Genomic DNA, 12570 nt, shown 5'->3' on the forward strand with positions numbered 1-12570 from the left:
TATTCATCATGGGTCCGCTTCTCAGGTTCTGTTGTCCCGCTCTGGTTTTTGTCCTGGCCCTACCGGTAGTGGCCGAAGAAAAGGTGATCAATCTTTACAGTTGGGCCGATTACGTGGCGCCCGAGGCCTTGCAGCGTTTTGAACAGGAAACCGGCATCCACGTGCGCTACGACACGTTCGATACCTCGGAAGTCCTGGAAACCAAACTGCTCACCGGCGGCAGCGGTTATGACGTGGTGGTGCCGTCGTCCAGCGTATTGGCCCGTGGTCTGGCCGCTGGCGCCTTGAAGGAAATTCCCCACGACAACCTCAAAGGCTACGACAACCTTGATCCGGATTTGCTGAAAAAGCTTGCCGCTGTCGATCCGGGTAACCGTTATGGCGTGCCTTATACCTGGGGCACGCTGGGCCTGGGCATCAATGTCGAAGCCGTGAAGAAGCGCCTGCCGGGCGTACCTCTGAATAGTCTGGATCTGCTGTTCAAGCCCGAATACGCCAGCAAATTGAAGGACTGTGGTATCGCCATTCTTGATTCGCCTCAGGAAGTGATCGGTCTGGCGCTGCATTACCTCGGTAAAGATCCCTACAGCACTGACAAGAATGATCTGGCCGCCGCCGAAGCCTTGTTGCATCAGTTGCAACCTTCGGTGCTGTACGTGGCCACCGGGCGACAGATCAGTGATCTGGCCAATGGCAGTGTGTGTCTGGCGCTGACCTATAACGGTGACGCAAGCATGGCTGCCGATCAGGCGCACAAGGCCAACAAGCCGTTCGAGGTGACTTACCGGATACCCACGGAAGGCACACTGGTGTGGCAGGACAACCTGGCGATCCCCAAGGACGCACCGCACCCGGAAGCGGCGCGGGCCTTTATCGAATTCATGTTGCGCCCGGAGTCGGTGGCAGCGCTGACCAACACGCTGTTTTTCGCCACAGCCAACCAGGCAGCGACACCCTTGGTGGATACCGCCGTGCGTGAAGACGCCAACATCTACCCGCCCGCCGATGTGCGTGATCGTCTGTACGCCGACCGCAGCATGAGCCTCAAGGACATGCGTCAGCGCACCCGCGTGTGGACCACCTTCCGTAGCCACCAATAATAAGGAATTGTGTATGGATATCGCTGATTTGAACGACCAGGCCATGACCCGCGACAGCCTCTACGGGACTGCCGCTGAAAGCACCTACGCCGGCATCACCAGTTTCATGCGCCGCCGTTATAGCCGCGACTTGCGCGGTGTGGACGTGGTGGTCAGTGGCGTACCGTTCGACACCGCCACCAGCAACCGCCCGGGCGCGCGCTTTGGGCCGCGGGGGATTCGCAGTGCCTCGACCGGGATCGCCTGGGAACGGCATTGGCCCTGGACCTTCGACCCGTTCGACCATCTGGCCGTGATCGACTACGGCGATTGCAACTTCGATTACGGCACGCCGCAGTCGATACCGGACAGTATCCAGGCCCATGCCGAGAAAATCCTCGCGGCGGGTTGCGCAATGCTGACCTTTGGCGGTGACCACTTCATCAGCTATCCGCTGCTCAAGGCCCATGCCCGGCAGCACGGTCCGTTGTCGCTGATCCATTTTGACGCCCACAGCGACACCTGGCCCGATGAAGACGGTAAACGCATCGACCACGGCACCATGTTCTGGCATGCGGCGAAAGAGGGGCTGGTGGATCCGTCCCGTTCAGTACAAATCGGTTTGCGCACCACTAATAATGACCACCAGGGCTTTCAGGTGCTGGACGCGCGGCAAGTGCATCGGCGCGGCTGCGACGCGATCATCGAATCGATCCGTGAGCGGGTTGGCGATAACCCGGTGTACCTGACGTTCGACATCGATTGTCTGGACCCGGCATTCGCACCAGGGACTGGCACACCGGTATGTGGTGGCCTGAGCACGGTGCAGGCGCTGGAGATTCTCGGCGGCTTGCGCGGGATCAATCTGGTGGGCATGGACGTGGTGGAAGTCGCACCCGCCTATGACAGCGCGGACATCACGTCACTGGCGGCAGCAACCCTGGCGATGGAGATGCTGTGCTTGTATGCGGCGCGGCATAAAGTCGATCGCTAGGGCTGTATTCGCTACAAGTCTGTAGTGACCTCCAGGCCGTCTTCGCGGGCAAGCCTGGCTCCTGCAAGTATTGAGCCGAATCGTTAGCGTTTCGCCATCCCTGGCCATTCACGCTAGAAGTGAAACCGTCTCCTGCCCAGCCATTCAACACTCAGCTGGTCGCTGACTCAAACCGCCAGGCGATGACAGAAGTACACCACCAGCACACCCGCCACCAAGGTCACATAGGGCAGCATCCCGGCCCGCCTGGCGCCTTCATCGGTCTGGATATGCAAGTCGCTGAGCATCGCCACCGGGAAGCTGCCCCTGTCCTGCACGTAGTGCCGATAGACGAAGACCGGGATAATCAACAGTGCCAGCAGCACCCCGGTGAACAAGGTGCCGGCGCCCCAGATGTCGGCGCCCAGGCCCATGCACGCCAGGTTGACGAAGCTCAGCACGCCACCCAATGCCAGCAGCACAGTCGGTGCCTTGTATGGGCGCACCCAGTCCGGGCGGTCGAGGCGATGGATCCAGCCGGCGTTGAGGTTGAGGAAGTTGAAGATGATGTAACTGACGTTGGACGCCGCGAGGACGAACACGTAGTCGGACATCAGCAACAGCAGCAGATTGAACGACAGGTCGGTCCACATGGCTGCGGTGGGAGCGCCGTGTTCGTTGGTGTGGCCCAGGTATTTGGGCAACCAGCCATCCACCGAAGCCTGATACAAGGTGCGCGAGGAGCCGGACATCGAGGTCATGATCGCCAGCAGCGTGGCGAGGATCAGCATGATCAACACCACATTGGCCACGACTTTACCACCGCCGATGCTGTCGGCCATCGCCTGGCCAACACCCATGCCGCTGTAGATCGCCGGTGACAGCAAACCGCTGTAAACCGCTGGCGTCACGACGGTGCCGTTGGCATCCAGCACCGCGGCGCTGACCAGTTGACCGAGGCCGAGACTGCCCTGAAACGCCATCGGCACCAGGGTGAACACCAGAATGCACAGCAGGCCGGCATAGAAGATCGCCTTGAACGTGTCGCGCTTGGGGTCTTTGAACTCGCGGGTGTAGCACACGGCAGTCTCGAAACCGTAGGTCGACCATGCCGCCATGAACAGCCCGCCGGCCATCAACGACCAACCGGAAATGTCCCACGCGCCATCGATGACCTGGCCGCCGGCGTCGTGAGCCAAGGGATACAGCGGCAGGAAGTTGGCCTGCAGCGCATCGCCGGTCAACAATGGCACCACGCCCACCAGCAGCAGCGGAATCAGCGAGGTGACACCGAGTATCAGGGTCAGGCGTGCCGAGCGCAGGATGCCGCCGTGCTGTATGACAAACACCCCGAGCAGAATCACCACGCCGACCACGAAGGTCGCATTCATGCGCAGGGACAGCCCGCTCTTGATCCAGCCAAGATCCAGCAAGGTCAATTGCCAGGTGTTGATCAGCGCGTCCGGCGCAAACAGCGCGGTGAGGATGTAACCGGCGGCCAGCCCGGAGCCGATGGACAACACCGGTGACCAGGCCAGCCAGTTGCACCACACCGACACCGGCGCGATCAGCTTGCTGTAACGCACCCAGGCCACCGCACCGTAAACCGATGCACCGCCGGATTTATGCGGGAACAATCCGGCGATCTCGGCATAGGTGAAGGCCTGGATGAAACCGAACAGGATCGAAATGATCCAGACGATCCACGCCGGTTTGCCCACCGTCGCGGCAATCGCGCCAATGGAAAACAGCACCAGTGCTGGCACGCCGCTGGCAACCCAGAACGCACCTCTCCAGTCAATTTTGCGCTGCAGGCTGCCAACCGTCTGGCCAGCCTGCGATACGGTCTCGAACGTAGTCGCTTCCATTTCTGTGATCCCATGTAAGAAGAGTTGTCGGGGCAGTCGGAAGGTCAGCCGATACCCTGGCACTCGGCCGGATGCGTTGGCATCCGGTTCGGCGGCAGGGCTTCGGTCAGCGAGTGTTTTTGGTCTTGTCGAAAGACTCTTTGTCTCGCTGGTGGGCAACGCAGTAGCGGTATTCGGTGCAGCAACAACTTGTCTGGCCGATCAGCTGCGCACCCGGCATTTCTGCGGGTCGTAGAAAATCGGCGCCATGACCTGGGCATCGATGCGCTTCTGCAAGCCATCGACCTTGCCCACTTGCAGCGCGGTACCTGCTTCGCTGCTGGCGACATCGACCCGGCACAAGGCGATATTGCTGCCCAGCAGCGGTGAACGGCAGGCACTGGTGACCACGCCGACCTGGGCGCGACCGCTGTACACGCCGTCGCCGTGATGGGCGCCTTCATTGCCGCTCAGTTGCAGGCCTACCAGTTTGTGCATGGGATTGGCACTGCGCCGCAGTAGTGCATCGCGGCCGATGAAATCGTCGGTCTTGCTCTTGAGCGGAACACTGAAGCCGATCCCGGCCTCGAACGGATCGGTCTGGTCGCTGAACTCATAGCCGGCAAAAATAAGTCCGGCTTCGATGCGCAGCATGTCCAGTGCTTCAAGGCCCAGCGGGACGATGCCCAGCGGCTCGCCCAGTTGCCAGATCCGGTCCCAGACCCGCTCGGCGTCCTGCGGCTGACACCAGACTTCGTAGCCCAGCTCGCCGGTGTAGCCGGTGCGGGAAATCATCAGCGGGCAGCCGTCGTAACCATCCAGGCGCCCCAGCAGAAAGCGGAACCAACCCAAGGCTTCCACGCCGGGCTGGGTGGCCGGGGTCCAGACCATTTGCTTGAGCAGTTCGCGGCTCAGCGGCCCCTGTACCGAGAGGTTGTGAATCTGCTCGCTGGCGGACTTCACCCAGACTTTCATGCCCAGCTTCTGTGCCTGCTCACGCAGCCAGACCCCGGCGTAATCCTCGCCGCAGATCCAGCGGAAGTTGTCCTGGCCCAGGCGCAGCAGGGTGCCGTCGTCGAGCATGCCGCCGTGTTCATGGCACATGGCCGAATAGACCACCTGACCGATCGCCAGACGCCGCACGTCGCGCGTCAGGCAGTACTGGAGCAGGGCTTCGGCATCCGGGCCGATGATTTCGAATTTGCGCAGGGCGGTCAGGTCCATCACCGCCACTCGTTCGCGGCAGCCGTAATATTCATCGATGGCGCCGAAACCGTCGTAGCGCAGCGGCAACCACCAGTTGCGGTAGTCGGTGAAGCTGCCGGTCAGGGCGCTGGTGCGCGAGTGGAAGCCCGATTCGCGGGTCAGCGTCGGATCGGCATCGGCGGTTTTTCGAGTGGCCATGGCGATGGAAAAGCGCTCCTTGTCGGAATACACACGAATATGGATGTCGGTCGGGTTCCAGCCGTTGGCCGGGTCGATGTCGTCCGGGCACGACGAGCTGGCGCAGACAAGATCGGTCATGGCCCGCAGCAACACGTAATCCCCCGGCCGGGACCAGGGTTCATCCAGGGTCATCTGCTGGTGGGCATCGATCCCGGTGTTGTAGAAAAAATTGATCGCCGGCCAGCCGCTGCGGGCCTGGACCCCAAACGGTTCCAGCGCCCGACTGAGGTTGTCACTGCAGTTGTCGTGCCCGAAATAGCCCTGGCTTTCGTAGTAACGGGCAGCGCAGGCCAACGCGAAGGAATCATGGCGGCCGACGGTGTCACGCACCACCTCGAGCATCGGTTGCATCTGCCGGTCGAAGAACTTCGAGAACAGCCCCGGTGCCGGATAGGCGTTGCCATTGAGGGTGCGGGTGACCGTCTGGTCCAGGTCCAGTTCTTGCCCGCGATCCAGCGCCCGGCGATTCAGGGCGACGAAATCCGAACACTGGCGTCCGGCGACGTCCAGCACCTGCAGGTACTGACCTTTGCCCACGGTGTAGCTGTGGGCGGTTCCGGCGCGGATGGTGAATTCATCCAGCAGCTCGCCCAGCGGTTCGGGCAGCGGCGGGACCAGCAGTGGCGATGGATTGGCCCGCTGGACCACGACGCGCAATTCGCTGGCGGTGTATTGCAGGTCAACCGCACTCGGTCCGCTGGGCGCGGCGACGATGATCAGTAACGCTTCGCCGGCCACAAAGTTGCGGCTGTAGCCGGCGGGTGATTGCTCATCCCACAGTGTGGCCGCGCCGGGGAGTGGATGAGAGGCGATGCCGCGCTTGCTCAAGCCTTGTGCGATGCGGCGTGCCTGCATGTCGGGCTCGGACATCCGCGTGGCGATGAAACTGCAATCGGGTCTCGCAGCCAGACCCAGCGCCGCCAGCGCTGAGCGCCCAAGGGCGTCGAAGGCCAGCAGCTCGCAGGTTTGCAGCCCTTCGACGTCGATCACTTGCAGGTTATCGCCGGCTTCCAGAGCGATCAGTGTCAGCCCGCCGGCGGCCACCCGATAACGCTCCAGAGCCGGTGCCCGGGCAAACAGCCCCGGTTCCCAGGGGGTCGAAACACGCGGTGCGTTCATGTGCAGGCTCCTGTGCTTTTAAGTGCTGTGGTCATCGGCACAGGCTCAACCGACCGACTTGATGGCATCGGGCTCTTCACTCAGATAGGCCGCCATGGAGTCGTCCAGCGCGTTGAGCCACGGCGTGTGATGGGGCGGCGACTGGGTGCCGGTCATCAGCGAGCGGTAGGACTTGTCGCGGTAACCCATGATGTTGTGCGCCTTGTCGTGCTTCCAGTGCAGGAAGGTGTCGTTGACCGCGGCGATATCGAAGTTCGGGTAGTCGGTGGCGTCCACCAATTGCTGGATGTAGGCGCCCTGGTATTCGAACATCTGCTGGTTGGTTTCAAGCTGCTGTTCGCGGGCTTGCCACTCCAGGCTGTCGGCGATCATTTGCGCCTGATCGGGCAGGGCAATGCGTTGCAGGATCACGTCGCGGGCGTACCAGGCCTGGGCATCGAACATGTTGAAGGAGTACCACTGGTCCTGCATGCCGAGGTAGATCAGCTGTGGGTTGGGCTCCCAGAAAATCCCCTTGTACAGGTTCATCGGCCACAACCGGTTGTCGGTCTTGAGGCACAGTTCGTCCGGCAGGAACGGGAAGTGATGCTTGTAGCCGGTGCACAGAATCACCGCGTCGATGTGTTTGTGAGTGCCGTCGATAAAATACGCGCGGTTCTTTTCCAGGCGCTGCAGCAGCGGTTTTTCTTCCCAGTTGGCGGGCCAGTCATAGCCCATGGGCGCGGTGCGGTAGCAACTGGTGATGCTGCGGGCGCCGTACTTGTAGCACTGCGAACCGATGTCTTCGGCGGAATAACTGCTGCCGACGATCAACAAGTCCTTGCCCTTGAACTCCAGCGCTTCGCGAAAATCATGGGCGTGCAGGATGCGCCCGCCGAAATGTTCGAACCCGGGGAAATACGGCATCTTCGGCGTCGAAAAGTGCCCGCAGGCATTGATCACGTAGTCGAACTCTTCCCAGGTCTGGGTATCGCTGCCATGGTCGTGTGCGACCACGGTGAAGCGCCCGGTCTGTTGGTCATAGGTGACCTGGCGCACTACGTTGTTGAAACGGATGTAGTCACGAACCCCGGCTTTTTCGACGCGGCCCTTGATGTAATCCCACAGTACTTCCCGGGGCGGATAGGAGCCGATGGGGCGACCGAAGTGCTCCTCGAAGGTGTAGTCGGCGAACTCCAGGCATTCTTTCGGGCCGTTGGACCACAAATAGCGGTACATGCTGCCGTGGACCGGTTCACCGTTTTCATCCAGGCCGGTGCGCCAGGTGTAATTCCACATGCCACCCCAGTCTTGCTGTTTTTCGTAGCAGACCAGTTCCGGGATGGGGGTTCCCTTGTCCCTGGCCGATTGAAATGCCCGCAGTTGAGCCATGCCGCAAGGGCCGGCGCCGATGATTGCAACGCGTGTGGTCATGGTCGTGTCTCGTGCCTGTCGGTCGGAATGGGTTCGAGGTGGTGGCTCGCTCAGCGAAAGATCACCGTCTTGTCCTGGTTGATGAACACCCGGTGTTCCAGGTGGTATTTCAGGGCTTTGGAAAGTGCGACGGTTTCGGTGTCGCGGCCGATGGCGACCAGCGCATCGGGCAGGTAGGTGTGATCGACGCGCTGGATTTCCTGTTCGATGATCGGGCCTTCGTCGAGGTCCGAGGTGACGTAGTGGGCGGTGGCGCCGATCAGTTTCACGCCGCGCTCGTAGGCCTGGTGATAGGGCTTGGCACCCTTGAAGCCGGGGAGAAACGAGTGATGGATGTTGATCGCTCGCCCGGACAGCTGTTTGCACAGGTCATCGGAAAGGATCTGCATGTAGCGGGCGAGCACCACCAGATCGGTCTCGGTCTCTTCGACGATGCGCAGCAGTTCGGCTTCCTGTCGGGACTTGCTCTCTTTGCTCACCGGCAGGTAAATGAAGCGGATCCCTTCACGTTCGGCCATCGGCCGCAGGTCCAGGTGGTTGGAGACGATGGCGGTGATCTGCATGTCCATTTCGCCCTTGCGATGGCGATACAGCAGGTCGGTCAGGCAGTGGTCGAACTTGCTGACCATCAGCAGCACACGGGTCGGCTGAGCCGAACTGAACAGCTGCCATTGCATGTCGAAACCGCCGGCCAACTCGCTCAAGCCCAGGCGCAGCGGGGCGATGTCGCCGACCACACCTTTGTTGAAACGAAACACCGCGCGCATGAAAAAGCGCCCGGTGAATTCATCGTCGAATTGCGACAGCTCGCTGATGTAGCACGCTTGCCCGGCCAGCCAGGAGGTGACTGCGGCAACAATGCCGGAGGCGGCGGGGCAGCTGATCTTGAGGATGTAATGTTGGTGTGGCGTGTCCATCGAGGTCTCCCTTGGAATGCGTGGTTGGCGTTCGATCAGCCTTTGGCGGTGCGTTTGGTTTTTTCCGGATCATCGAACGGCAAGGCGTGGGTGATGGCCGCGACCTCAAGGCTGCCGTGTACCTGCATGGCAAATCCCGGTGCGGCGCAGTCGGCGTCCATGCGGGCGATGGCCATGGAGCGTTTGCTCAGGCGCGAATACATGCCGCAGGTGATGACGCCGACTTTCTTGCCGGCCTGCCACAGAGTGTCTCCGGCTTCAGCGGCGCGGGCGCCTTCGAGCAACACGCCGGCGATCTTGAAGCGTTCTTTACCGCGCAGGCGCCGGTGCTCGTCGGCACCGCGAAAGTCCTGTTTTTCCGGCGATACGGTGAAATCCAGGCCGAGCTCCCACAGGGTGTCGCCGGCTTTTTGATCGGCGAAGGGGTACATTTGCGAGTTGTCGTAGGGGAAGAACATCAGCGAGCTTTCGACCCGCAACCAGTCCAGGGCGGTGAAGGCACACGGGATGATGCCCATGCCCGCACCCTGTTCGAGGATTTCGTCCCATAGGGTCGGGGCGTCGGTGGCCTTGCAGAAGATTTCGTAACCGCGCTCGCCGGTGTAGCCGGTGCGGGAGATCATCACCGGACGGCCGAACAGTTTGGTTTGCAGGTGATGGAAGTACGGCAGCTGACGAATGCCCGGAACGTGTTCGGCGAGAAAGTCCACCGCCAACGGCCCTTGTAACGACAGGTCGTGCAGGTCGTCATCGAACAGCACCGCAACCTGACGGCCCTGAGCCGAGCGCACCAGCATCTCGTAACCGGTGCCCGCGCCGTGCACCACCATGAAGGCATTGGGGCCGGTGCGGTAGACGATGCAGTCATCGATGAACTTGCCGTCCTCATCGAGCATCGAGGCATAGACCGACTTGCCGGGGTAGAGCTTGGCGATGTCACGGGTGGTCGCCCATTGCAGCAGGCTTTCGGCGTGGGGCCCGACGTAATGGACTTTTTTCAGCCCCGAGACATCCATCAAACCGGCGCGGGTACGGATCGCCTGATGATGCTCGGCCAGGTCCGAGCTGTAGGTCCAGGCAGTGCCCATTCCGTTCCAGTCTTCAAGCTGTGAGCCGAGCGCGCGGTGACGTTCGGCCAGTGCGGAAATGCGCCAGGAGTTGGCCATATCGTGATTCCTTGTCTGAATGGGGTTGGGTCAAGGTGTTTCAGGCCTGGTCGAACTGGCTCAGCCAGTCCACCAGCGTCTGCCGATAACGGGTCATGCCTTTGTATTCGGCGATCGGGTCGGGTAAGTCACGCAGCACCCGGTGCAGGCGCCGGCCCCAGCCGGGATGGCTGACCAGTTCGTTCATGCTGATCAGGTAGGTGCGGATGCTGAACATCAGGCCGTTGCTGCGGGGCAGGCGGGCCATGAATTGCAGCTCCACGCGCAGGTGGACGAGTTGGCCGACGTTTTCATCGGTGATGCTGCCGCGCTCGGCGCCCCATTCGTGGTAAGTCTCGGGGGACGAATCCAGGCGCGGATTGATTGTCAGCGTCCAGTTGAGCCTGCGCACCGGTTGATCGACCTGGACGTTGAGCAGGTACTTCAGTGCCCGGTCGAACACGCCCATCTGGTTGGCCATGGGCACCGGCGAATGCCATTGCTTGAAGCTCATCCCGGCATCGAAGGCCAGCGACCAGTCGGCGGGACTGGTGACCATCCCGGCGTCCATGAACAGATCGCCATCGCGCTGGTCGAGCAGTGCGATGTCGCCCTGAACCTGACGGGTGATGAACTCCAGCGGTTCGCAGGGGAGGGTCGAGGCATCGCCGAAGACAAACGCCTGATCGATGCCCAGCGCCTTGTTGCGCCAGTGCCAGCGGTTAGCGTCGCAGCTCAGCTCGAACCACTGCGGATAGTCGGCAGCCAGATGTTCCATGAACATCTGCAAGGCATCCCACGACGCTTCCTGCATATGCGGCATCACCAGGTAGCGGCGCGGGTCCTTGTCCAGTACCAGTGCACGCTCGGCTATTTCCGACAGGTAATGCTCGTCGATATCGAACCAGTGTTGGTACACCGAGCCCGGTTCTTTGGCGCGCGCCGGCTCGATGTTCACCGAGTACATGTAGCTGTCTTCGGTGAACGGAAACGGAAAACGCTCGATGGCCGATGCACTGTTGTGGAAGCTGAAGGTGTCCCGGTAGCTTTCCAGGGGGCTGAATTGAACGGTCATGGTCGACTCCTAAAGGTCCAGCAAAACGCAAGAGCCGCAGCCGCGTGATACGCAGGGCATGAGAAATTCGGCCTGCTCGGTGCTGCTCAGAATGCTGTCGCGGTGATCGATATCGCCTTTGAGATGGCGCGTGACGCACTGCCCGCAGACCCCGCCGCGGCACAGGCTGGGGACTTCCAGACCGGCCGATTCCAGTGCTTCGAGCAGGCTTTGCTCGGCGCTCACCTGAATCCGCCGTCCGCTGCGCGCCAGTTCCAGGCTGAACGGCAAGCCCGGTTCTGCGCCGCTGAAGGCTTCCCAATGGACCCGGCCGGGTGGCCAGCCGAGGGCTTTGGCCTGTTCCCGAACGCCCATCAACAGTCGCTGCGGGCCGCAGACGTAGACATGACTGCCCAAGGGCCGGTCGCTGAGAATCGCCGTTAGGTCCAGGGCTGCGCCAGTGCTGGCGTCATAGCGATGCAGGCGTGATCCCAGGCGTTGCTGCAGTTCGTCGGCATAGGCATCGGTCAGGTTTTTGCGGTAGGCGTAATGCAATTCGAAGTCGGCGTTGCGCAGTTCCAGCGCACTGATGTACGCCATGAACGGCGTGATACCGATGCCGCCGGCAATCAGGATGTGCTGGCGAGCGGTCGAATGCAGGGCGAACAGATTCGCCGGGGGCGACAGGTGCAAGGTATCGCCGACATTCACCCGTTGATGCAGGTGGCGCGAACCACCGCGGGAGTCGTCCTGCAAGCGTACGGCGATGCGATAGTGGCGAGTGTCAGCCGGATCGCTGATCAATGAATAAGCGTTGCGCACGCTGCGCTCGGCCAATGACAAATGGACCTGTACGTGACTGCCCGAGGAAAACCCCGGCAACCGGCCAGAGCGACTGACGAAGGTGAATTCGCGAATCACCGGTGTCAGCATTTTTGCGTCGGCGACCTGTACCTCCAGCGCCGTGCTCATGATTGAGCCTGCGCATAAGGCTGATCGGGGTTTTCGCAGACGCCCAGATAAGCACCCAGGCGCTGGGAGAAGTGCTCGCGCACGCCCAGGCGGAGCTGGCAATTGGAGCAGCACACTTGTGCCTGTGGGCCGCTGTCCTGAACATGGCGGCAGTGCACGCAAAACACCCTGCGCAGCACCGGTCCGGATTCGATCAGGTCAATCTCTTCGCTGTGCATTCCGGCAGTGCGGGCCACGCCGTGGATGCGCCAAAGAAAGGCTTCGTCGCCGAGAACGTACAGCTGGGTGCCGACCGCAGTGGCGTCGAGCAACGCTTTCAACTGTCGCTCGAACCCGTCTACCGCGGCGCACAGTACGCGGGGAGTGGGCAGCGCCGGCTGATCGAAGTTCTTGAGCAGACGCCCAAGCGCCGCGGCTGTCGCCGTTTGCGTCACCAGAATGTGATGCAGCGCGTGAGAGCGCAGAGTCGGTTCACGGTACACCGGCACACTCTGGGGTCTGTACGGCGCAGCGCTTTGTGTCTCAGTCATTGCAACCCTCCTGGCTGTCCAGCGTTTCAACAGCGCCTGGCGAATAAATGTCCCGATCTGGTGCGCAAGCCAGGC

General features: G+C 61.6%; 10 protein-coding genes. 2 read left to right on the top strand and 8 right to left on the bottom strand.

The annotated features are described in order from the left end of the window. The first annotated feature begins 8 nt into the window (after nucleotides 1-8). Nucleotides 9-1100, top strand: a complete 1092-nt coding sequence (locus AC07VR_RS16995) for a polyamine ABC transporter substrate-binding protein (protein WP_495011913.1) — start codon at nucleotides 9-11, stop codon at nucleotides 1098-1100. A gap of 13 nt (nucleotides 1101-1113) precedes the next feature. After that, nucleotides 1114-2073: an agmatinase gene (gene speB, locus AC07VR_RS17000; RefSeq protein WP_495011914.1), complete on the top strand. Its 960-nt coding sequence runs from the start codon at nucleotides 1114-1116 to the stop codon at nucleotides 2071-2073. Between the two features lie 167 nt (nucleotides 2074-2240). On the opposite strand, the gene AC07VR_RS17005 is transcribed toward speB, so the two are convergent. From AC07VR_RS17005 to AC07VR_RS17040, 8 genes are all read right to left on the bottom strand, one after another. Then, nucleotides 2241-3920: an APC family permease gene (locus AC07VR_RS17005; protein ID WP_495011915.1), complete on the bottom strand. Its 1680-nt coding sequence runs from the start codon at nucleotides 3918-3920 to the stop codon at nucleotides 2241-2243. A 201-nt stretch (nucleotides 3921-4121) separates the two neighbouring features. Next, nucleotides 4122-6464 (bottom strand): trimethylamine N-oxide demethylase, encoded by a 2343-nt coding sequence (locus AC07VR_RS17010; protein ID WP_495011916.1) that lies wholly within the window; start codon nucleotides 6462-6464, stop codon nucleotides 4122-4124. Nucleotides 6465-6509: 45 nt separating this feature from the next. Then, complete coding sequence (locus AC07VR_RS17015) at nucleotides 6510-7877, bottom strand: trimethylamine monooxygenase (protein ID WP_495011917.1); 1368 nt, start codon at nucleotides 7875-7877, stop codon at nucleotides 6510-6512. Between the two features lie 50 nt (nucleotides 7878-7927). Then, entirely contained in the window at nucleotides 7928-8794 is an 867-nt protein-coding gene (gene purU / locus AC07VR_RS17020; RefSeq protein ID WP_495011918.1) for a formyltetrahydrofolate deformylase, read from the bottom strand. Nucleotides 8795-8829: 35 nt separating this feature from the next. After that, nucleotides 8830-9960: an aminomethyl transferase family protein gene (locus AC07VR_RS17025; protein ID WP_495011919.1), complete on the bottom strand. Its 1131-nt coding sequence runs from the start codon at nucleotides 9958-9960 to the stop codon at nucleotides 8830-8832. Nucleotides 9961-10000: 40 nt separating this feature from the next. Continuing rightward, nucleotides 10001-11014, bottom strand: coding sequence for a heme-dependent oxidative N-demethylase family protein (locus tag AC07VR_RS17030; RefSeq protein WP_495011920.1), 1014 nt, complete (start codon nucleotides 11012-11014; stop codon nucleotides 10001-10003). A gap of 9 nt (nucleotides 11015-11023) precedes the next feature. Then, a complete protein-coding gene (locus AC07VR_RS17035; RefSeq protein ID WP_495011921.1) occupies nucleotides 11024-11965 on the bottom strand; it encodes a PDR/VanB family oxidoreductase in 942 nt (313 codons plus the stop codon). Further along, a complete protein-coding gene (locus AC07VR_RS17040; RefSeq protein ID WP_495011922.1) occupies nucleotides 11962-12495 on the bottom strand; it encodes a dimethylamine monooxygenase subunit DmmA family protein in 534 nt (177 codons plus the stop codon). Before AC07VR_RS17040 ends, AC07VR_RS17035 begins: the two co-directional genes overlap by 4 nt. Between the last annotated feature and the right edge of the window lie 75 nt (nucleotides 12496-12570).

The sequence above is a fragment of the Pseudomonas sp. GW821-FHT02H09 genome (assembly GCF_059421425.1).

Coding starts and splice junctions, on each gene's coding strand:
- AC07VR_RS16995 (WP_495011913.1), top strand. CDS start 9: ATGGGTCCGCTTCTCAGGTTCTGTTGTCCCGCTCTGGTTTTTGTCCTG.
- speB (WP_495011914.1), top strand. CDS start 1,114: ATGGATATCGCTGATTTGAACGACCAGGCCATGACCCGCGACAGCCTC.
- AC07VR_RS17005 (WP_495011915.1), bottom strand. CDS start 3,920: ATGGAAGCGACTACGTTCGAGACCGTATCGCAGGCTGGCCAGACGGTT.
- AC07VR_RS17010 (WP_495011916.1), bottom strand. CDS start 6,464: ATGAACGCACCGCGTGTTTCGACCCCCTGGGAACCGGGGCTGTTTGCC.
- AC07VR_RS17015 (WP_495011917.1), bottom strand. CDS start 7,877: ATGACCACACGCGTTGCAATCATCGGCGCCGGCCCTTGCGGCATGGCT.
- purU (WP_495011918.1), bottom strand. CDS start 8,794: ATGGACACGCCACACCAACATTACATCCTCAAGATCAGCTGCCCCGCC.
- AC07VR_RS17025 (WP_495011919.1), bottom strand. CDS start 9,960: ATGGCCAACTCCTGGCGCATTTCCGCACTGGCCGAACGTCACCGCGCG.
- AC07VR_RS17030 (WP_495011920.1), bottom strand. CDS start 11,014: ATGACCGTTCAATTCAGCCCCCTGGAAAGCTACCGGGACACCTTCAGC.
- AC07VR_RS17035 (WP_495011921.1), bottom strand. CDS start 11,965: ATGAGCACGGCGCTGGAGGTACAGGTCGCCGACGCAAAAATGCTGACA.
- AC07VR_RS17040 (WP_495011922.1), bottom strand. CDS start 12,495: ATGACTGAGACACAAAGCGCTGCGCCGTACAGACCCCAGAGTGTGCCG.